Below are 21,650 nucleotides of genomic sequence, written 5' to 3' on the forward strand. Positions count from 1 at the left end.
CTACGCTGCGAAAGTGGGCCGCCCGGGAGGCGGCGCGGTTGCCGCTACTGTTTGTAGGCGGGCCGGATGCCTTCCAGCATCCGGAGCAGGGGAGGCCAGTGCTTGTGGCGCGAAGGGCGGTCGAGCTTGTCGAACTGGCGCCCGACTTTTTCCGCGACGGCTTCGGGCGGAACCACCAGGGGCAGGCCGCCGGCCAGCGCCGCAACCTGCGCCTGGCAGGCGCGCTCCAGGTAGAACATGGCGTCGAAGGCGTCGGGCACGCTGGCGCCGCAGGCCAGCAGGCCGTGGTTGCGCAGAATCATCGCGTTGTGCGGCCCCAGGTCCGCCACCAGGCGCTGCTGCTCGTCCATGTCCAGCGCCACGCCTTCGTAGTCGTGGTAGGCCAGGCGCTTGTGAAAGCGCATCGCGTGCTGCGAGATCATCAGCAGGCCCGTCTGCTGCGCCGAGACCGCGATGCCGGCGGCCGTGTGGGTGTGCATCACGCAGGCGGCGTCGTGCCGCGCGCGGTGGATGGCGCTGTGGATGACGAAACCGGCCGGGTTGATGCCCAGCCCGGTCCGGTCCAGCAGGATCTCGCCGTCGATGTTCACCTTGACCAGGTTCGACGCGGTGATTTCGTCGAAGGTCAGGCCGTAGGCGTTGATCAGGAAATGCGGCTCGTCGCCCGGAACCCGTGCCGATATGTGGGTATAGATGTGGTCGGTCATGCGCATGGCCACCGCCAGGTTGTAGGCCGCGGCCAGGTCGACGCGCACCGCCCATTCCTCGGCCGATACCTGATCCTTGATCGATGCTGCTGTCACGACTGCCCCTCCGGTTTCCATGGTTGCTGCCTGGACGGCGCATTGGCGGCGCCTTTGATGCGCAGTATAGGTTTTCCGGCCTGCCGCGACTAAGCAAACGTTTTGATGGAAACGCATAAATCGCATCAATGCGTCGGCGGCAAAGCAATGCATGAAAAACCTTGATCGAAACGCATAAAAACGTTTAGCTGGTGCGCGCATGGGCCGGTTCCTATACTGGTTTTCTTCCCACGCGGCGCGGGTGCGCCATTGAAAATCAGAACATGCCGGAGGCTGGATGGACGCTGTAGGAAATCGCACGATCATGGATTTGCTCGATGAACAGGCGCAGTGCCACGGGCATCGGATAGCGGTCGTGCATGAGTACCAGAATGGCGACGTCAGCCAGCTCAGCTACATCCAATTGCGCGAGGCCGCCATGCGCTTCGCGGCGGGGCTGCAGGCACGGGGCGTCAGGCCTGGCGACCGCGTGTTCGTGTTCATGGGCAATACGGCGGAGTACGTGCCGCTGTGGATGGGGTTGATGCTGGCCGGCGCGGTCATCGTGGCTGGCAACATCTACCTGACGGCTCCCGAAGTGGCCTATCAGCTGGAGCATTGCCAGCCCGCGCTGGCGGTGGTGGAGCCGGCGCACGAAGCGCTGGTGCGCGAGGTCTGCGCGACGATGGCGCAGGCGCCGTCCATCGCCTGCGTGCCGCGCGGCAGCCTGAAACCCGAGGACCTGTCGTGCGAGCTGGCCGCGCCGCCGGAGTCGTTCCGCGCGCCGCCGCAGGGCAGCGACGACCTGGCGCAGATCCTCTATACCTCGGGCACGTCGGCGCGGCCGAAGGGGGTGATGCTGACGCAGGCCAACCTGCTGTGGTGCGGCCAGGCGGGCGCGGCCAACAGCGGGCTGTCGCGCGCCGACCGCGTGTTCAACAACAAGCCGCTGTTCCATGCCAATTGCCAGGAAACGGTGCTGTCCTGCCTGACCGCGGGCGCCACCGCCGTGATCGGCGAACGCTACAGCGCATCGCGCTACCTGCGCCAGTTGATCGAGCACCGCATCACCATATGCAGCCTGTCAGGCATGCTGTGCCGCACCTTGCTGAACCAGGCGCCCTCGCCGTTCGATACCGCGCACCAGGTGCGCTATGCGGGCTACGCCATCAATATTTCGGAGGCCGAGATCGAGGCCTTCGTGGCGCGTTTTCGCATTCCGCTGCGCAACGGCTACGGGCAGTCCGAGTCCATGCTCTACATCACCTTGCAGTCGCACGCCGCGCCGTCCACCTACCCGTCCATCGGGCGTCCGACGCCGGACCGCGAAGTGTTCCTGGTCGATGACGACAACCGGCCGGTCGCGCCGGGCCAGATCGGCGAGATCGTGGTGCGCGGCCATCCCGGGCGCACGCTGACGCTGGGCTATTACCGCGACCCGGCCGCGACGCAGGCCGCGTTCGATGGCGGCTGGCTGCATACCGGCGACCTCGGCTACCAGGACGCCAAGGGCAATTTCTATTTCTTCGGCAGGAAGAAGGAAGTGATCAAGCGGGCCGGCGAGAACATCTCGGCGGCCGAGGTGGAAGAGGCCTTGATGGGCCACCCCGACGTGCGCGACGTGGCGGTGGTCGGCGTGCCGGACCCGGTGCGCGACCAGTCCGTCAAGGCGTTCATCGTGCTGCACGACGGCCGCGGCGAAGACGCCGCGGCGCTCAAGGCGCATTGCGCCGAGCGGCTGGCCTACTTCAAGGTGCCCGAGCACGTGGAATTCATGGCCGAGCTGCCGCGCAACGCGAGCGGCAAGGTGCTCAAGCGGGCGCTGTCGGGCGCGTGAGCGGCCGCCGCGCCGCCCGCGGCCTGCCGGTAGCGGCCTTGCCCAGCCGCGCCAGGGCCTGAACCACCTGCCGCACCACGGCCTGGCCCTGGTTGCGGTGCGTGGCGAGCGTGAACTCCAGCGTCAGCGGCTCCAGGTCCGGGTCCACCGGCACCAGCGTGCCGGCCTTGACCTGCTCGGTCACCATCATCTCCGGAAGCTGGGCGATGCCGCCGCCCGCTTCGACCACCTCGATCAGGCTGTTGAGCCGGTTGCAGCTGCAGACGTTGTCCAGGTTGGCGCCCATGGCGCGCAGTTCGTCCTGGGCGGGGCCGAAGAAGCCGGACGGACGGGACACGCACCACAGCGGTTCCGTGCGCAGCAGCGACTGCATCGAGCGGGGCTGGCCCTGGGCGTCGGTCAGCAGGCGCGAGGACACCATCCAGGACATGCGCGTGGTGCCCAGCGGCGTGCAGATGAACTGATCGTCGCGCAGCCGGTTGGCCACGATGGCGATATCGAGCGCGCCGGAGGCAAGGTGTTCCTGCAGCTTGACCGCCAGGTCCAGCTCGATTTCGTACGAGACGCGCGGCAGCGCGCGGCGCAGCTCGGGCACCACGCGCGAAAACCAGGTCATGGAGATCTCGCCCATGCCGATGCGCACCGTGCCGGCGGCGTTGGTGACCGCTTCCGCATCGGTGAAGGCGTCTTCCACGGCCAGCAGCAGCGGCTCGACGCGTTCGACGAAGCGGCGCGCCGGCACCGTCAGCTCCAGGCGGCGGCCGCGCTTCTCGAACAGGGCGAAGCCCAGCGACTGCTCCAGCTCGCGCATGCGCGCCGATACGGCGGGCTGCGAGGTGTACAGGCGCTCGGCGGCGGCGCGGAAGCTGCCCAGCTTCGCAATCATGCACAGGGTTTCGGCGTTGACCAGGTTTGGACGGGGCATAGGCGTCAGGCAGGGATTTCGCTCGTATGTTAATGGCAAACCGGCGCGCCATCATCGCCCGCCGCTCGGTGAAATCCGGGATATGCCGCGGCCGGGCGCGCCGATACACTGGGTTTCCCCTTCCCTCGACGAGCACGCCATGAGACTTCCGCTATCCACCCTGGGCGCCGCCCTGTCGCTGTCGCTGGCCGCGCAGGCTGCGCCGGCCCAGCAGCCGCCGCGCGATCCGTTCTTCTGGCTGGGCGAGATCAACAAGGCCACGGCCGTCATCAATACGGACGAAGGCCTGCTGGACAAAAGTATGGCGCCGCGCCTGGCCGCGGGCGTGGCCCAGGTGATCCGCGATGGCAACCAGCCCGGGGCCAAGCGCCCGGCCAGCGTCATCACTTTCGAGCCGCTCCTGATCAAGGCCGCCGGCGAGGACGTGACGCTGCTGCACGCCGGCCGATCCAGCCAGGACATGCACGCCACCTACCGCAGCGCGATCCTGCGCGACAAGCTGCTGGAGCTGGCCGGCCAGCTCAACGCCACCGCCTCGTCGCTGGTGGACCTGGCCGCGCGCCAGGCCGGCACCGTGGTGCCGAACTACACCAACGGCGTGGCCGCCCAGCCCAACAGCTACGGGCACTACCTGCTGGGCCACGCGGCCGGGCTGGCGCGCGACGCGCAGCGCATCCGCGAAGCCTACGCGCGCATCGACCGCTCGCCGATGGGCACCACGGTGCTCAACGGCACCAGCTGGCCGCTGGACCGCGAACGCATGGCGCGCTATCTGGGCTTCACGGCCCTGGTCGACAACGCCTACGACGCCTCGCAGATTTCCTCCATGGACCAGCCGGTGGAAGTGGGCGCCATCGTCGCCAGCATCGCGCTGCGCACGGGCAACTTCGTCGAAGACGTGATGACGCAGTACGCCCAGCCGCGCCCCTGGATACTGCTGCAGGAGGGCGGCGGCAACACCTACGTGTCCAGCGCCATGCCGCAAAAGCGCAATCCCGGCCTGCTCAACGACACCCGCGGCGACGCCTCGACCGCCGTGACGCTGGCCCTGGGGCCGGTCATGCAGACCCACAACATCACCCCCGGCATGAGCGATCCCAAGGACGTGAAGCAGAATTCCGCGATGGTCGACGCCGGCATCTCGGCGCTCAAGCGCTGGGACCGGGTGCTCAAGGCCATGGTGATCAATCCCGAACGCGCGCTCGAAGAGCTGAACAGCGACTGGACCGCCTCGCAGGAACTGGCCGACGTGCTGATGCGCAAGTACAAGCTGCCGTTTCGCGATGGCCACCATTTCGCCTCCGAAGTGGTGAGCTACGCCAAGGCCAACAACATCAAGCCGCTGGATTTCCCGTACGAGCAGGCGCGCCGCATCTACGCCGACGCGATGAAGGACTCGAAGTACGGCACGGAGCTGCCGATGAGCGAGGCGGAGTTCCGTTCCACGCTGGACCCGGTGGCCATCGTGAAGAACCGCGCCACGCTGGGCGGGCCGCAGCCGGCCGAGATGGAGCGCATGCTCAGGCAGGCGCGCGATCAGCTTGCGTCGCAGGACGCCTGGATCAAGGCGCGCCGCGCGCATATCGACGACGCGCTGGCCGAGCTGGACAAACGCTTCGACGCGCTGGTGGCCAGCGCGTCGAAGGAGCAGGCCCGCTGATTCAGGCCGGGGCGAAGGGCGGCGCGTAGCGGCGCAGCCGCAGCGCGTTGCTCAGCACGAACACGCTGGACAGGGCCATCGCGCCGGCCGCGAACACCGGCGACAGCAGGCTGCCGTTGACCGGATACAGCAGGCCGGCGGCCACCGGGATCAGCGCGACGTTGTAGGCGAAGGCCCAGAACAGGTTCTGCTTGATGTTGCGCAGCGTGGCCTGGGACAGCCCGATGGCGTTGGGCACGCCGCCCAGGTCGCCGGACATCAGCACCACGTCGGCCGCCTCGATGGCGATGTCGGTGCCGGTGCCGATGGCCAGGCCCACGTCGGCTTCGGCCAGCGCCGGCGCGTCGTTGATGCCGTCGCCCACGTAGGCGATCGGGCCGTACTGGCGCTTCAGGCGCTGCACCGCCTCGACCTTGCCGTCCGGCAGCACTTCGGCGACGACCTCGTCGATGCCGAGCTGGCGGGCGATGGCCTCGCCGGTGCGGCGGTTGTCGCCCGTGATCATCGCGACCTTCAGGCCCAGTTCGTGCAGCGCGCGGATGGCCGCGGCCGTGGTTTCCTTGATCGGGTCGGCCACCGCGATCATGGCGGCGAGCCGGCCGTTGACGGCGGCGTAGAGCGGGGTCTTGCCTTCGTCGCCCAGCCGCGCGGCTTGCGCGCCGAAGGTCTCGACGCCCAGGCCCAGTTCGCGCATGTAGCGGTCGGCGCCGATCTGGACCAGGTCGCCGTCGACGCGGGCGCTCACGCCGAAGCCGGTGATGGACTCGAACTGCGAGACCGCGCCCAGCGCGATGTTCTGCGCCTTGGCCGCATCGACGATGGCCTGGGCGATGGGGTGTTCGGACTTGGCTTCGACGGCCGCGACCTTGCCCAGCACGGCGTCGCGCTTGAAGCCCTGCGCCACGACCAGGTCGGTCAGTTCGGGGCGGCCCTTGGTCAGCGTGCCGGTCTTGTCCACGGCCACGACCTTGGCGTCCTTCAGCGATTGCAGCGCTTCGCCCTTGCGGAACAGCACGCCCATCTGCGCGGCGCGGCCGGTGCCCACCATGATGGAGGTCGGCGTGGCCAGGCCCATGGCGCAGGGGCAGGCGATGATCAGCACCGCCACGGCGTTGACCAGGGCGAAGGTCAGCGCGGGTTCGGGACCGAACGCGAGCCAGACGATGAAGGTCAGCACGGCGGCCGCCATGACCGCGGGCACGAACCACATGGTGATGCGGTCGACCAGCGCCTGGATCGGCAGCTTGGAGCCCTGCGCCTGCTCCACCATGCGGATGATCTGCGCCAGCACCGTGTCGTTGCCGACCTTGGTGGCGCGCAGCGTCAGCGCGCCGTTCTGGTTGACCGTGCCGCCCACCACTTCGGAGCCGGGCTGCTTCTCGACCGGCACGGGCTCGCCGCTGATCATGGATTCGTCGATGAAGCTGTTGCCCTCCACGACCTCGCCGTCCACCGGCACGCGTTCGCCCGGGCGGACTTCGACCAGGTCGCCGGCGACCACTTCCTCGATGGCCAGTTCCAGGACCGCGCCGTCGCGCACCACGCGCGCCGTCTTGGCCTGCAGGCCGAGCAGGCGCTTGATGGCTTCGGAGGTATTGCCCTTGGCGCGCGCCTCCAGGTAGCGGCCCAGCAGGATCAGCGCCACGATGACCGCGGCGGCCTCGTAATAGACGTTGACCGTGCCGGCGGGCAGCAGGCCGGGCGCGAAGGTGGCGACGACCGAATAGGCATAGGCGGCCGAGGTGCCCACCGCCACCAGCGAGTTCATGTCGGGCGCGCCGCGCAGCAGCGCCGGAACGCCTTTCTGGAAAAAGCGCAGCCCGGGGCCGAACAGCACGATGCTGGCGAGCGCGAACTGGAGGTACCAGCTGTTTTGCGTGCCCAGGGTGCCGGCGATCAGATGGTGGAACGCCGGCACCATGTGGCCGCCCATCTCCAGGATGAACACGGGCAGCGCGAAGATGGCGGCGATGGTCAGCGAGCGCTTGAGCGCCTGGCGCTCGGCGGCCTGGCGTTCGGCCACGGCGTCGGTGTCGCTGGCGGCTTCGGCGATGGGCCGGGCTTCGTAGCCGGCCTTGGCCACGGCCTGGATCAGCGCGCTGGCGGCGACGCCGCCAGCCGCGGTGACGCTGGCGCGCTCGGTCGCCAGGTTGACGGTGGCGCCGCTGACGCCGGGCACCGCCTTCAAGGCCTTCTCGACCCGGCCCACGCAGGAGGCGCAGGTCATGCCGGTCACAGACAGTTCCACGGTGGTTTCGGCCACCGTGTAGCCGGCCTTCTGCACCGCCTGCACGGCCGCCGCCACGTCAGGCGCGCCCGCGAAGGAGATGTCGGCGCGTTCGGTCGCCAGGTTGACGCTGGCCTTGCTTACGCCCGGCACGGCCTTCAGGGCCTTTTCGACCCGGCCCACGCACGAGGCGCAGGTCATGCCCTCGATGGGCAGGCTGACCGCGATGCTGTCTGCAGGGATGGAACTCATTGCCGCTCCTTGAAAACTAGGAATTTCCTGTGGATGCGACCACTATAAAGATTCCAATGATGTCAAGGTCAAGCGTTCCGGACGAAAGTTCCTCCCTGCGGGGTTAAAACGGGGTCAGACCATCGACTTTCCGCTGCGCCGGGCCGCGCGGATGTCGCGCCACAGCGTGACGCACAGAATGGCCAGGATCGCGGCCGAGATGGCCGGCCACACCAGGAAATACAACGTCAACCACATATCGGTCTCCTTGTTCGTTGTGGGGTTCAGCCCTTGGCGGGCTGGACGACGGGGCGCTGCGCCGGCGCCTGGGTCAGCGCTTCCTGTTCGCGGTGGAACGAGGTCACGCGGTCGGCCAGCAGGCCGAAATCGAAGCGCTGCGTGTTGCGCAGGCTGAGCGCGGTGCAGACCGCCGCGCTGACGCCATAGGCGGTGAGCGAACCCATCAGCACGATGTATTCGCGCAGCGTGCCGACGAAGACGGGCAGCATGATGGCGATGCCCGCCGCGCCCACGGCCAGCGCGGCCTTGCGGCCGAAGAAGCCGAACGTCATCAGCCCCAGCACCACGCCGCCGCCGACGGCCGAGCAGATTTCGAAGAACACCGCCACCGCGCCCTGGATCGGGATCAGTTCGAAGCGCACGATGGTGAACAGCACCACGGCGCTGAGCACCGACCAGACGAAGGCGCGGTTGTCCACGCGGTCCCAGTAGAAGCTGGCGATCACCGGGAACACGATGGCGCCCCACAGCGCGCCGACGAAGACCAGCATGACCAGGATGTCCAGGCGCAGGCTGGCGAAGATGACGCCGATCATGGTGGCCACGATCATGGTGGCGCGGCCCCACCACAGCATGCGCTGCGGGTCCGGACGGCCGCGCGCGACGTTCTTGCCGTAGATGTCGGTCATGACGATGGCCGACAGGGCGGCCAGGTCGGAGTCGGCGGTCGAGGACAGCGAGCCCACCACCAGCAGGAAGAACAGCGCGATGCCGAACGGCGGCAGATAGGTCGAGGCCATCTGCGGGATGATGTTGTTCATGTCGCCGTTGGCGGGCTCCAGGCCCACGAACAGCGCCAGCAGGCCCAGCATGCCCAGGCCGATCACGACCGCGCCGTAGCCGACCGTGGCGGTCAGGAAGGTGGGCTTGATCAGGTCTTCGCGCACGGCGAAAAGACGTTGCGCGATGGTCTGGTTGCCGATGGCGTAGGCCAGCACCGCCACGAAGTAGGGCGCGCCCTGTTCAAGAATCGCCTTGGTCGAATAGAAGTCGGCCTGCTCGGCGTTCAGGCGCCACATATTGGCCTGCAGCACGTCGGGGCCGCCGGCGTTGAAGAAGATCAGCGGAATGATGATGACCGCCGCCACGATCATGGCCGCGAGCTGCGCGAAGTCGGTCATCACCGAAGTGCGAAAGCCCGACCACAGCGTATAGGACAGCACGCCCAGGCCGGCGATGAGCACGCCCTGGATGAAGGTCAGCGGGCTGAGGATGGAGACCAGCGCGCCGGCTGCGGTGAAGTTGACCATCAGGCTGATACAGCTGCCCACGATGTTCGACACCGCCATGATCATCTGGCTGGAGGTGCCGTGGCGCGCGTGGATGACTTCCGCCAGCGTGTGCGCCTTGGGCGCGAGCTGGCGGAAACGCTTGCCGAAGGGATAGATGAACAGAATCATCAGCGCGCCCCAGAAACCGTAGTGCAGGGGGCCGGACAGACCGTACTTGTAGCCCGAGGTGGCGCTGGCGTAGAACGATGCGGCCCAGATCCAGGTGGCGATCATGCTGGCCGTGGAAAGGCCGAAGCCCACCGCGTTGTTCGACACCATGTAGCCGTCGACGTTTTCGTTCTTTTCGCCGATGAACAGCGACATCAGGAATGTCGCGCCGTAAAAGCCCGCGAGCAGCAGGATGGCGGTGGTCGCCGATAGCTGAAAGAATTCTGTCTCTTGCATCGTTTTCGTCCTTTCTCCTTGGCAGCTCGGTCATGACGGACAGTCATGGCTGCGTGAGGCCGTTTCCGCGGGATGCGATGGGCGGCAAACCCCTGTGACGTTGCCGAAACACCGCGCGATCGGCCGCAGGCGCGATCGCGTGCCTGCCCGGGGCGGGCGCGACGAGCGAGCCCATGCCGGACAGCGACAAGGCACACCGTGTAGGTGTCTTGCTGCCGCGTGGGGACGAACGCTGGTTTGATTTAGACGTTGCCCAACGCGGTAAGCGATGGTCCTGCCTGGTGGGCAGGGATTTGTTCCGCAGCCTGGCGGCTGGGTAAAGGTGTTTCGGCGGGCGTTCTACGCTGCACGCCGGACCGCTGTGCGCGGCCTTGGTGTCGGTTGCCGTGGGCGACGTGCGTCGCTTTCGGGCAAACGTGATGAACTACAGCAGACGGCAAGTATAGGACCATACCCGTTTCGAGTCCAGCCCGCGCGCCGCGCGCGCCATCGCGAATCCGATTGGAGCGCATCGCAACACTTAATTGGAAGGCAAAGCCGCGCTCCGATAAGGTAAAGGCTTTGGCGCGAATCATGACAGACCGCATATACCTCAACGCCGTCGATGCCGACGGCAACGCCTTGGCGCTGGCCGTGCGCGACGGACGCATCCTGGCCATCGGCGCCGAGCCGCCCGAACTGCCGCAGGCGCAGGTGACGGACCTGCGCGGCCACCTGGTGCTGCCGGGTTTCGTCGACGGCCACATCCACCTGGACAAGAGTTTCGTCGGCGACCGCTGGCATCCGCACCGGCCGGCGGCCACGCTGCGCGAGCGGCTGGCCATCGAGAAAAGCGAACTGGCCGTCGCGCCGCCCATCGAGGCGCGCGCCGATGCGCTCATCGCGCAGGCGGCCGCGTTCGGCACCGTGGCGATGCGCAGCCACGTCGACGTGGACGCCAGCACCGGGCTGGAGAACCTGCACGCGGTGATGGCCGCGCGCGAGAAGTGGCGCGGCATCGTGGATATCCAGCTGGCGGCGTTTCCGCAGGCCGGCGTGATGTCCTGTCCCGGCACCGCGCAGCTCCTGGAGGCCGCGGTGCGCGAGGGCGCGGAGGTGGTGGGCGGCATCGATCCGTCCACGCTGGACGGCGACGCCGAGGGCCAGCTCGATTGCATCTTCGGCATCGCCGACCGCCTGGGCGCCAGGCTCGACATCCATTTGCACGAGCCCGGCATGGCCGGCGTCGAGCAGATCGGCCGCATCGCCGCGCGCACCCGCGCGCTGGGCCTGGCCGGACGCGTCGCGATCAGCCACGCCTACGCGCTGGGCGACGTGGATGCGCGCGCGCAGGACGGGGCGGCGCGCAAGCTCGCGGACGCCGGCGTGGCCATCATGACCAACGCGCCCGGCGACCGCGCTTTTCCGCCGGTGCTGCGGCTGCGCGCCGCCGGCGTGCGGGTGTTCGCCGGCAACGACAACATCCAGGACAGCTGGTGGCCTTACGGCAACGGCGACATGCTGCAGCGCGCGATGCTGATCGGCTACCGCTCGGGCTTTTACGGCGACGCCGAGCTGCTGACGGCGCTGGACATGGCCTCGCACGCGGGCGCGGCCGTGCTGGGCCTGCAAGGCTACGGGCTGCTGGCGGGCAACGAGGCCACGTTCGTGGCGCTGCCCGCGCCCAATGCGGCGGCCGCCGTGGCAGCGGCGCCGGCGCAGCGCCTGCTGTTTCGCAAGGGCGAACCGGTCGGCGAGGCCGCGACCGCCTTCAGCCGGCCCGCGCGCTGACCTCGGCGGCGCGCTGCTCGCAATAGCCGGTCAGCGCGCGCAGCAGGGCGCGGCCGGCCTCGCTGAGCCGGGCGCGCGCATACAGCGCCAGGCGCAGGCCGGCCGGCGCAGCGTAGCCTTCGGCGGCCGTCAGCACGCGGTGTTCGGGGCCGACGCAGGCGGCAGGCAGCAGGCTCACGCCCAGGCCGGCCGCCACCGCGGCCGTCAGGCTGGGCAGGCTGGGGCTGCAAAAGCGCACCTGCCAGGGCCGGCCGCAGTTCTCCAGCATGGCGGTCATTTCCTGGCGGTAGAGCGCACCGGCCGGAAACGCGACCAGCGGCACGGCCGTGCCGGCGGCGGGCGCCGCGGCGTCGCGCGCCGCGATCCAGCACAGCGGCTCGGCCCACTGGGCGTGGCAGTCCGCGTCCACTTCCCATTGCTTGACCAGCAGCAGGTCCAGGTCGCCTTCGCGGTAGCGCCGCAGCAGCTCGTGGCTAAGGCCGCCTTCGACCTCCACGCGCAGCAGCGGATGGGCGGCCTGCACGGCCGCCAGCGTGGGCATCAGGGCCGCGCCCATGAATTCTTCGGGAGCGCCCAGGCGCAGCACCGCGCTGGCCTGCGCGGCGGCCACGCTGGCGCAGGCTTCCTCGGCCAGGCGCAGGATGCTGCGCGCATACCCGAGCAGACGCTCGCCTTCCTCGGTGGGCAGGATATGGCGCTGGCTGCGGTCCAGCAGCTGGCAGCCGAGCCGGTCCTCCAGGCGCAGCACGTGCTGGCTGACGGTGGACTGGGTCAGGTGCAGGTATTCGGCCGCGCGGGTGAAGTTGCCTGTGTCCACGACGGTGATGAAACTGCGCAGCAGGACGGGATCGAGCATTGCGCTTTCCACTGAAAACCATTGGGTCAATTAATTTCATAATACCCGGACGCGACGCCATACTAGCGTCCTGGACCTTGAACCCGGGAGTATCGGATATGCGTGTTTTCGGAGCGTGCCGCATCTGGCTGGCGGCTTTTATGTTGAGCATGGGCGGCGGGGCCGCGGCGGCCGCGCCGGACGCCGCGCTGCTGGCCGCCGCGGGCGACGGCGACGCGGCCCACGTCAAGGCGCTGCTGCGGCAGGGCGCCGCGCTGGAGGCGCGCGACGGTTCCGGCAATACGCCGCTCTTGCGCGCCACCCAGGGCAACCACGTCGAGGCCGCGCGCGCGCTGATCGACGCGGGCGCCGACGTCAATGCCAAGAATGCGATCCACGACAGCGCCTACCTGCTGGCCGGGGCGCGCGGCTACCGCGAGATCCTGGCGCTGACGCTGGCGCACGGCGCGGACCTGAAAAGCACCAACCGCTACGGCGGAACGGCGCTGATCCCGGCCTGCGAGCGCGGCCACGTCGAAGTGGTGGACATGCTGCTGGTCGCCGGCGTGGACGCCGACTACGTGAACAACCTGGGATGGACCGGCCTGCTGGAGGCCGTGATCCTGGGCGATGGCGGCCCGCGCCATCAGGCCATCGTCAAGCGCCTGATCGAGGCCGGCGCCGACGTCAATCTTGCCGACGGCAAGGGCGTGACGCCGCTTGCGCATGCGCGCCAGCGCGGCCAGGCCGAGATCGCGCGCATGCTGGAGGCGGCGGGCGCCCGGGGCTGACGCCCCTCAGAAGCCCTCGCGCGGCACGTGCACGCGGCCTTCCATCAGGATGCGCGCGCTGCGGCTCATGATGGCCTTGGTGACCTTCCACTCGCCGTCGACCAGCTTGGCCTCGGCGCCCACGCGCAGCGTGCCCGACGGATGGCCGAAGCACACGTTGTCGCGCTCGCCGCCGCCGGCGGCCAGGTTGACCAGCGTGCCGGGCACGGCCGCGGCGGTGGCGATGGCCACCGACGCCGTGCCCATCATGGCGTGGTGCAGCTTGCCCATGGACAGCGCGCGCACCAGCACGTCGATGTCGCCGGCGCCGATCTGCTTGCCGCTGGACGACACGTAGGCGCGGGGCGGGGCGACGAAAGCGATCTTGGGCGTGTGCTGGCGGCTGGCGGCCTCTTCGAGCTTGCCGATCAGGCCCATGCGCAGCGCGCCGTGGGCGCGGATGGTCTCGAAGCGCGCAAGCGCGGCGGGGTCGCCATTGATGTCGTCCTGCAGTTCCGTGCCCTTGTAGCCCAGCGCCTCGGCGTCCAGGAAGATGGTGGGAATGCCGGAGTTGATCATGGTGGCCTTGAAGGTGCCGACGCCCGGCACTTCCAGGTCGTCCACCAGCTGCCCGGTGGGGAACATGGAGCCGCCGTCGCCTTCCTCGGCCGGGTCCATGAATTCGAGGCGCAGTTCGGCGGCCGGGAAGGTCACGCCGTCCAGTTCGAAGTCGCCGGTTTCCTGCACGGCGCCGTCGGTGATGGGCACGTGGGCGACGATGGTCTTGCCGATGTTGGCCTGCCAGATGCGCACCACGGCCACGCCGTTCTGCGGAATGCGGGCGGGATCGACCAGGCCGTTGGCGATGGCGAACGGGCCAACCGCGGCCGACAGGTTGCCGCAGTTGCCGCTCCAGTCCACGAAGGGCTGGTCGATGGAGACCTGGCCGAACAGGTAGTCCACGTCATGGTCGGGACGGCTGCTCTTGCCGATGATGACGGTCTTGCTGGTGCTGGACGTGGCCGCGCCCATGCCGTCGATCTGCTTGCCGTACGGGTCGGGGCTGCCGATCACGCGCAGCAGCAGCGCGTCGCGCGCGGGGCCGGCCACGCGCGCCGATTCGGGCAGGTCGTCGAGTTTGAAGAACACGCCTTTGCTGGTGCCGCCACGCATGTAGGTGGCGGCAATCTTGGTCTGGGGAGCATGGGCCATGGGGCAGTCCTGAGATCTGGGATGGGGCAGGGCGAACGCCATCGGCGTTCGCCCGTCTGGGTGGAGGATCAGCCGGCTTTCTTGTCGGCGCCGGCGGCGGATTCGGCTTCCAGGAAGTCCTGGGCGAAGCGCTGCAGCACGCCGCCGGCCTCGTAGATCGACACTTCCTCGGCGGTGTCCAGGCGGCAGGTCACGGTGGCCTGCTCGGTGGAGCCGTCGCGGCGGTGGATCACCAGCGTCAGGTCGGCGCGCGGCTTGCGCTCGCCGATGACGTCGTAGCTTTCGGTGCCGTCCAGGTTCAGCGTCTTGCGGTTGACGCCGGGCTTGAACTCCAGCGGCAGCACGCCCATGCCGATCAGATTGGTGCGGTGGATGCGCTCGAAGCCTTCGGCCACGATGGCTTCCACGCCGGCCAGGCGCACGCCCTTGGCGGCCCAGTCGCGCGACGAACCCTGGCCGTAGTCGGCGCCGGCCACGATGATGAGCGGCTGCTTGCGTTCCATGTAGGTCTCGATCGCTTCCCACATGCGCATGACCTTGCCCTCGGGCTCCACGCGCGCCAGCGAACCCTGCTTCACCGTGCCGTCCTCGTTCTTCACCATTTCGTTGAAGAGCTTGGGATTGGCGAAGGTGGCGCGCTGCGCCGTCAGGTGGTCGCCGCGGTGGGTGGCGTAGGAGTTGAAGTCCTCTTCGGGCAGGCCCATCTTGTGCAGGTAGGCGCCGGCGGCGCTGTCGAGCAGGATGGCGTTGGACGGCGACAGGTGGTCGGTGGTGATGTTGTCGCCCAGCACGGCCAGCGGCAGCATGCCGCGCAGCGTGCGCTCGCCGGCCAGCGCGCCTTCCCAGTACGGCGGGCGGCGGATGTAGGTGCTCATCGGGCGCCAGTCGTACAGCGGGCTGACGGCGGTGCTGCGCTCGTCCTGGATGCCGAACATGGGCGCGTAGACCTTGCGGAAGTGCTCGGGCTTGACCGCGGACTTGACCACGGCGTCGATCTCTTCGTCGCTGGGCCAGATGTCCTTGAGGCGGATGTCGCGGCCGCTGGCGTCCTGGCCCAGCACGTCGCGCTCGATGTCGAAGCGGATGGTGCCGGCGATGGCGTAGGCCACGACCAGCGGCGGCGAAGCCAGGAAAGCCTGCTTGGCGTAGGGGTGGATGCGGCCGTCGAAGTTGCGGTTGCCCGACAGCACGGCGGTGGCATAAAGGTCGCGGTCGATGATTTCCTGCTGAATCTTGGGGTCCAGCGCGCCGGACATGCCGTTGCACGTGGTACAGGCGAAGGCCACCACGCCGAAGCCCAGCTTTTCCAGTTCGCGGGTCAGGCCGGCTTCGTCCAGGTACAGCGAAACCGCCTTGGAGCCGGGCGCCAGCGAGCTTTTCACCCAGGGCTTGCGGGTCAGGCCTGCACGGTTGGCGTTGCGCGCCAGCAGGCCGGCGGCGATCACGTTGCGCGGGTTGCTGGTGTTGGTGCAGCTGGTGATGGCGGCGATGATGACGGCGCCGTCCGGCATCAGGCCGGGCTGGTTCTCCACGACGCCGGAAATGCCGCGCTCGGCCAGGTCGGCCACCGGCAGGCGGCGATGCGGGTTGGACGGGCCGGCCAGCGTGCGCACCACGCTGGACAGGTCGAAGCGCAGCACGCGCTCGTATTCGGCGGTCTTGAGGCTGTCGGACCACAGGCCGGCGGTCTTGGCGTAGGTTTCCACCAGCGCGATCTGCTCGTCCTCGCGGCCGGTCAGGCGCAGGTAGTCGATGGTCTGCTGGTCGATCGAGAACATCGCCGCCGTGGCGCCGTATTCGGGCGCCATGTTGGAGATGGTGGCGCGGTCGCCCAGCGTCAGGCTGGAGGCGCCTTCGCCGTAGAACTCGAGGTAGGCGCCCACCACTTTTTCCTTGCGCAGGAATTCGGTCAGCGTCAGCACGATGTCGGTGGCGGTGATGCCCGGCTGGGCGCGGCCGGTGAGCTCCACGCCGACGATGTCGGGCAGGCGCATCCAGGAGGCGCGGCCCAGCATCACGTTCTCGGCCTCCAGGCCGCCCACGCCGATGGCGATCACGCCCAGCGCGTCCACGTGCGGAGTATGGCTGTCGGTGCCCACCAGCGTGTCGGGGAAGGCCACGCCGTCCTGGGTGTAGATGACCGGCGACATGCGCTCCAGGTTGATCTGGTGCATGATGCCGTTGCCCGGCGGCACGACCTCGATGTTGCGGAAGGCCTGCTTGGTCCAGTCGATGAAATGGAAGCGGTCTTCGTTGCGGCGGTCCTCGACCGCGCGGTTCTTGGCGAAGGCGTCGGGATCGTCGCCGCCGTATTCCACGGCCAGCGAGTGGTCCACGATCAGCTGCACCGGCACCACCGGATTGACCTTGGCGGGGTCGCCGCCCTTTTCGGCGATGGCGTCGCGCAGGCCGGCCAGGTCCACCAGCGCGGTCTGGCCCAGGATGTCGTGGCAGACCACGCGCGCCGGGTACCACGGGAAGTCCAGGTCGCGGCGGCGTTCGATCAGCTGCTTGAGCGCGTCGGTCAGGAGCGCCGGGTCGCAGCGGCGCACCAGGTTCTCGGCCAGCACGCGCGACGTGTAGGGCAGGCGGTCATAGGCCCCGGGCGAAATCGCCTCGACGGCGGCGCGGGTGTCGAAGTAGTCCAGGCGGGTGCCGGCCAGGGGCTTGCGGTAGTTTTGGTTCATGCCTCGGTGCGCTGCAGGTTGCCCTGCGCGATCTGCTGTTCGATGTTGAGACGGGATGCGCGGATGTGGCGGCGCATCAGGATTTCAGCCAACTCGCCATCGCGGTCGGCGATGGCGTCAAGAATGCGGTGGTGTTCGGCATAGGCCTGCCGCGGGCGGTTGGGCGTGGTGGAGTACTGGATGCGGTACATGCGCGCGAGCTGATAGAGCTCGTCGCACAGCATCCGAAACAGCATCTGGTTGCCGCTGCCCTTGACGATGCGGTAGTGGAAATCGTAGTCGCCCTCCTGCTGGTAGTAGCCGAGGCCGGCCTGGAAGGCCTCGTCGCGCTCGTGCGCTTCGAGCACGCCGCGCAGCTCCGCGATCTCGGCCGGCGGCATGCGCTCGGCCGCCAGGCGGCAGGCCGTGCCTTCCAGCGATTCGCGGATTTCGTAGAGTTCGCAGAGTTCCTGCTGCGACAGCGACACCACGCGCGCGCCGGCGTGCGGCACGCGCACCAGCAGCCGCTGGCCTTCCAGCCGGTGCAGCGCCTCGCGCAGCGGCCCGCGGCTGACGCCGTGGATCCGCGCCAGCTCGGGCTCGGAGATCTTGCTGCCGGGGGCGATCTCGCCCTTGACGATGGCGGACTGGATCTGGCGGAAGATGTGTTCCGCCAGGGTCTCGCTATCGCCCGGGGCGGCGCCCGGCAGCGTCAGCACTTTGCTCATGTGTCGACAATTCTTCCGAATTTAATGAAAAAAATCGGATTGGCGCGCCGTTAGGCGCAGGATTGTCAACAATTTACCCCGGCGTCGGGCAGGGCGCAAGCCGCCGGGGCCCCGCCTACTGCTTGTGGTGCACCTCCTGCAGGCCGTAGACCTGCACGGGAATGCCCGCCTGGCGCGCCTTCAGCTGCAGGGACAGGTACTGGGAGTAGTGGCGCGACTGGTGCAGGTTGCCGCCGTGGAACCACAGCGCCTCCTGCTGGGTGGGCTTCCACATGTTGCGCTGCTCGCCTTCCCAGGGGCCAGGGTCCTTGGTCGTGTCCGAGCCCAGCCCCCAGCACTTGCCGACCTTGTCCGCGACCTCGCGGCTGATCAGGTCGGCGGCCCAGCCGTTCATCGAGCCGTAGCCGGTGGCGTAGACCACCAGGTCGGCTGGCAGGCTCACGCCGTTCTTCAGCACCACGGCGTCGCGCGTCAGGTGGCTGACGTCGGTGCGCGACTGCAGCTTGATGCTGCCGTCGATGATCAGGTCGCAGGCGCCCACGTCGATGTAGTAGCCGGAGCCGCGCCGCAGGTACTTCATGAACAGGCCCGAGCCGTCGTCGCCCCAGTCCAGCATGAAGCCGGCGGCCTCCAGCTTGTTGTAGAACTCGGCGTCGCGCTCGCGCATCCGCTCATACAGCGGGATCTGGAACTGCGCCATGATCTTGTAGGGCAGGGACGCGAACGTCAGGTCGGCCTTGCGCGTGGTCATGCCATTGGCCAGCGCCTGCTCCGAATAAAGCGCGCCCAGGCCGATGTCCATCAGCGTGTCCGAACGCACGATGTGCGTGGACGAACGCTGCACCATCGTCACATGGGCGCCGGCTTCCCACAACGCCGCGCAGATATCGTGCGCGGAGTTGTTGGCGCCGATGACGACCACGTTCTTGCCGCGGTAGGCGTCGGGGCCGGGGTGGCGCGAGGAATGGTGCTGTTCGCCCCGGAACTCATCCTGTCCGGGAAAGCGCGGGATATTGGGCTTGCCGGACATGCCGGTGGCCAGCACCAGCTGCTTGGGCCGCAGCACCACGGGCTCGCCGTCGCGCAGCACGGTGACTTCCCATTCCTGTTTGTCCTCGTCGTAGCGCGCCGACTGGCAGGTGCTGGACGTCCAGTAGTTGAGCTCCATGATCCTGGTGTACATCTCCAGCCAGTCGCCGATCTTGTCCTTGGGCGCGAAGATCGGCCAGTTCTCGGGGAAGGGGATGTAGGGCAGATGGTCGTACCAGACCGGGTCGTGCAGGCACAGCGACTTGTAGCGCTTTCTCCAGCTGTCGCCGGCGCGCTCGTTCTTCTCGATGATGAGGGTGGGCACGTCGAGCTGGCGCAGGCGCGCGCCCAGCGCGATGCCGCCCTGTCCGCCGCCGATGATGAGCACGTAGGGCTGGGTCCGGTAGCCGAGCTCGGCGGCCTCCTGCTCGCGCTTCTCCAGCCAGGTCTGGCGGGTCCGGCTGCTGCCGTGTTCGGCGCCCTTGGGCCGGCGCACGCCGCTGGGCTCTTCATGCCCCTTCAGCTCCGACATGGTGGTCAGCAGCGTCCAGATGCGGCCGTCGCGCACGCGGATGTGGCCATAGCCGCGGGCGCGGTTGGTCTCGATCTCGATCCAGCCCTGCAGCAGGCCGTCGTCGTCCGACACGGCCTCCTTCGGGTCCAGGTTGAACCGCACCGGCTCGACCTGTTCCAGCTGGCGCCGCAGCATGTCGCGGATCTGGTCGCGCCCCTCCAGGGTGCGCAGGTTCCAGGTGAACAGCACCAGGTCGCGCCAATAGCATTCGTCCTGGAACAGCGCGGCGACGGCATCGACGTCCTTGTTGCCCAGCGCGGTGTTCAGGCGTCCCAGCAGGGCCTCCAGGGCGGCGCCGGCTTGATCGGTCTGCATGTCTAGTCTCCTTGCCCGTGGCGGGCGATCGTTGTCTTGGCGGACCGGGGCGGTCCGTGGGCGGTTCCGGCCTGTGCCGGCCGGTGGCCGCCCACCGTAGACAAGCAATCGCCATGCCATATCGGCGCGCCGCGCGCGGCGCCCGGCGCGCGCGACAGGCGGGCGGGAAGGGGCGTGGCGGCGCGCCACAGCTGTGGCGCGCGGGTGTGGCGCCGCGCCTCAGTGGCGCGGGGACAGGCCGTAGCGCCGCATCTGGCGATGGACCGTGGAGCGGTCCACGCCCATGCGGCGGGCGGCCTCGGAGACGTTGCCGGCGCAGCGCGCCAGCATGGAACGCAGGGCAGCTTCGCCGGGGCTGGCGGCCGCCGCCACCGGCGCCAGCGCATCGGGCAGGTCGCCGGCTTCGATCACGCCGTTCTCGCACAGCGCGGCGGCCACCGCGATGGCGTTGGCCAGTTCGCGGATATTGCCGGGCCAGGCGTGCGACTTCAGCGCCATCAGCGCGGCCGGCGACAGCACGGGCGCGCCCGATTCGTCCTGGTGGCGCGCCAGCAGGCGTTCGATCAGCCACTCCAGGTCTTCGCGTTCGCGCAGCGGCGGGATGGTCAGCGTGGCCGCGTTGATGCGGTAATACAGGTCTTCGCGGAAACGGCCCTCGCGCACCAGCGCCGCCAGGTCGCGGTGCGAGGCCGACAGCAGGCTCAGGCGCACGGCGCGCGGCGCATTGGCGCCGATGGGCGTGACCTCGGATTCGGCCAGCACGCGCAGCAGGCGGCTTTGCAGGGCCAGCGGCATGTCGCCGATCTCGTCCAGGAACAGGGTGCCGCCGTCGGACTCCTCGATCAGGCCCTTGCGGCCCTTGGCCGCCGCGCCGGTGTAGGCGCCGGGCAGATAGCCGAACAGCTCGCTTTCGATCAGGGATTCGGGAATGGCCGCGCAGTTGACGGCGACGAAGCGGCCCGTGCGCCCGCTGCCGTCATGGATGGCGCGGGCCAGGTACTCCTTGCCCGCGCCGGTCTCGCCCTGCAGCAGAATGGGCAGGCGCTGCCTGGCCAGCTTGGCGGCGCGCGCCAGCATCGCGGCCATCCGGGCGTCGCCGCCGTCCAGCCCGCCGAGGGCGGCCGGCGCGCCGCGCACGGCGACGGCGGCGCCGCGCGCGCGCCGGTTGGGCTCGATGGCGTGCGCGAACAGCGCGTTGCCGTCGCGCGCGACGATCAGGCGGTCCTGCGGGGCGTGGGCGCGGGTGTAGCGGGGCAGGTCGTCGAGCTGCACGTCGAAGAAGCGGGTGACGGGCTGGCCGATGAGGCCGGCGGGGTTGCGCCAGTCCAGGCCGGCGGCGCGCGCCAGCAGCTTGGCGCCCGTGTGCGTCATGCCCAGGATGCGGCCGGACCCGTCCAGCGAGACGGCGGCCTCGGGGTCCACGTCCAGGAACTCGGGCGACCGCGCGAAGCGCAGCACCCACTCGCTGCTGGTGCGCGCCATCAGGTTGGCCATCTCGATGCGCCGCGCGGTGCCGGTGACCAGGTGCAGCGCCAGGTTCTGGCTGGCCTTCAGCACGGGGGAACTGAGCAGCGAGATGTCCAGCACCGCGGCCAGCTCGCCGTCGGCGCTGTAGATCGGGGCGGCGGTGCAGGACAGCGGCGTGTGGGTGTTGTCGAAATGGTCGGTCTGATGGATGGTGAGCGCTTCGCCGCTTTCCAGGCAGGCGCCCACGGCGCAAGTGCCGGCGCGCCGCTCCGACCACTCCGACCCCAGATAGAGGCCGGCCTTGCGCAATTGCGCCGTCTGCTGGGCGTCGCCCAGGAACTCCACGGTGACGCCCTGTCTGTCGGCCAGCAGCAGCACATAGTTCTGTCCGGCGACCTGGCGGAACAGGTGGTCCAGGCCGGAGCGCGCGATGGCGATCAGCGCCTCGGATTGCTGGCGATGCTCGCGCAGCCGCCCGTCGGGCACGATATAGGCCTCGCAGGCGTGCGCGGGATCGAGCCGGTACTGGTCCAGGCAGCGCAGCCAGCTGCTGACCACGTGCGCGTCGCGCTGCGTGGGGCGGCCCAGGCCGACCTGTTCGATCTCGCGGATATGGGCGAAGTGCTGGGAACTAGGCATGTCGTCT

15 protein-coding genes are annotated in these 21,650 nt (G+C 69.0%); 4 read left to right on the top strand and 11 right to left on the bottom strand.

All coding sequences use genetic code 11. The annotated features are described in order from the left end of the window. Positions 1-44: 44 nt before the first annotated feature. Complete coding sequence (locus tag AC1M14_RS03350; protein WP_111825907.1) at positions 45-824, bottom strand: class II aldolase/adducin family protein; 780 nt, start codon at positions 822-824, stop codon at positions 45-47. Positions 825-1,107: 283 nt separating this feature from the next. On the opposite strand from AC1M14_RS03350, the gene AC1M14_RS03355 reads away from it, so the two are divergent. Next, a complete protein-coding gene (locus AC1M14_RS03355) occupies positions 1,108-2,619 on the top strand; it encodes a class I adenylate-forming enzyme family protein (protein WP_479730985.1) in 1,512 nt (503 codons plus the stop codon). Here AC1M14_RS03355 and AC1M14_RS03360 read toward each other — a convergent pair. Beyond that, entirely contained in the window at positions 2,594-3,544 is a 951-nt protein-coding gene (locus AC1M14_RS03360) for a LysR family transcriptional regulator (RefSeq protein WP_102774119.1), read from the bottom strand. The two genes, AC1M14_RS03355 and AC1M14_RS03360, sit on opposite strands and share 26 nt — an antisense overlap. 139 nt (positions 3,545-3,683) lie before the next feature. Here AC1M14_RS03360 and AC1M14_RS03365 point away from each other — a divergent pair, with 139 nt between their 5' ends. Then, entirely contained in the window at positions 3,684-5,204 is a 1,521-nt protein-coding gene (locus AC1M14_RS03365) for an argininosuccinate lyase (RefSeq protein WP_479730986.1), read from the top strand. A gap of 1 nt (position 5,205) precedes the next feature. Here AC1M14_RS03365 and AC1M14_RS03370 read toward each other — a convergent pair whose 3' ends face one another. From AC1M14_RS03370 to AC1M14_RS03380, 3 genes are all read right to left on the bottom strand, one after another. Next, positions 5,206-7,683: a heavy metal translocating P-type ATPase gene (locus AC1M14_RS03370; protein WP_479730987.1), complete on the bottom strand. Its 2,478-nt coding sequence runs from the start codon at positions 7,681-7,683 to the stop codon at positions 5,206-5,208. 114 nt (positions 7,684-7,797) lie between these two features. Beyond that, the gene (locus tag AC1M14_RS03375; RefSeq protein WP_209164568.1) at positions 7,798-7,920 is read right to left on the bottom strand and encodes a putative transporter small subunit; all 123 of its coding nucleotides are present in this window, start codon (positions 7,918-7,920) and stop codon (positions 7,798-7,800) included. Positions 7,921-7,946: 26 nt separating this feature from the next. Then, positions 7,947-9,638 (bottom strand): sodium:solute symporter family protein, encoded by a 1,692-nt coding sequence (locus AC1M14_RS03380; RefSeq protein ID WP_102774116.1) that lies wholly within the window; start codon positions 9,636-9,638, stop codon positions 7,947-7,949. A 573-nt stretch (positions 9,639-10,211) separates the two neighbouring features. Here AC1M14_RS03380 and AC1M14_RS03385 point away from each other — a divergent pair. Continuing rightward, positions 10,212-11,408 carry an amidohydrolase family protein gene (locus tag AC1M14_RS03385; protein ID WP_479730988.1) on the top strand — a complete coding sequence of 399 codons (1,197 nt, stop codon included), beginning with the start codon at positions 10,212-10,214 and terminating at the stop codon, positions 11,406-11,408. On the opposite strand, the gene AC1M14_RS03390 is transcribed toward AC1M14_RS03385, so the two are convergent. After that, on the bottom strand, positions 11,389-12,264 hold the full coding sequence (locus tag AC1M14_RS03390; RefSeq protein ID WP_102774114.1) for a LysR family transcriptional regulator: 876 nt from the start codon (positions 12,262-12,264) through the stop codon (positions 11,389-11,391). The genes AC1M14_RS03385 and AC1M14_RS03390 overlap by 20 nt on opposite strands. A gap of 98 nt (positions 12,265-12,362) precedes the next feature. Between AC1M14_RS03390 and AC1M14_RS03395 the strand changes: the two genes are divergently transcribed. After that, positions 12,363-13,034, top strand: coding sequence for an ankyrin repeat domain-containing protein (locus AC1M14_RS03395; protein WP_479730989.1), 672 nt, complete (start codon positions 12,363-12,365; stop codon positions 13,032-13,034). 6 nt (positions 13,035-13,040) lie between these two features. On the opposite strand, the gene prpF is transcribed toward AC1M14_RS03395, so the two are convergent. The 5 genes from prpF to AC1M14_RS03420 all read right to left on the bottom strand — a co-directional run bounded on the left by prpF (position 13,041) and on the right by AC1M14_RS03420 (position 21,643). Further along, positions 13,041-14,225: a 2-methylaconitate cis-trans isomerase PrpF gene (gene prpF, locus AC1M14_RS03400; RefSeq protein WP_111825900.1), complete on the bottom strand. Its 1,185-nt coding sequence runs from the start codon at positions 14,223-14,225 to the stop codon at positions 13,041-13,043. Between the two features lie 68 nt (positions 14,226-14,293). After that, positions 14,294-16,912: a Fe/S-dependent 2-methylisocitrate dehydratase AcnD gene (acnD, locus tag AC1M14_RS03405; RefSeq protein ID WP_479730990.1), complete on the bottom strand. Its 2,619-nt coding sequence runs from the start codon at positions 16,910-16,912 to the stop codon at positions 14,294-14,296. Next, a complete protein-coding gene (locus AC1M14_RS03410) occupies positions 16,909-17,619 on the bottom strand; it encodes a GntR family transcriptional regulator (protein ID WP_102774110.1) in 711 nt (236 codons plus the stop codon). The genes acnD and AC1M14_RS03410 overlap by 4 nt, the downstream gene beginning before the upstream one ends. A 115-nt stretch (positions 17,620-17,734) precedes the next feature. After that, positions 17,735-19,537: an NAD(P)-binding domain-containing protein gene (locus tag AC1M14_RS03415; protein WP_479730991.1), complete on the bottom strand. Its 1,803-nt coding sequence runs from the start codon at positions 19,535-19,537 to the stop codon at positions 17,735-17,737. Between the two features lie 219 nt (positions 19,538-19,756). Further along, positions 19,757-21,643: a sigma-54-dependent Fis family transcriptional regulator gene (locus AC1M14_RS03420; RefSeq protein ID WP_209164562.1), complete on the bottom strand. Its 1,887-nt coding sequence runs from the start codon at positions 21,641-21,643 to the stop codon at positions 19,757-19,759. Positions 21,644-21,650: the final 7 nt, after the last annotated feature.

This window comes from Achromobacter sp. SX5 (assembly GCF_056711425.1).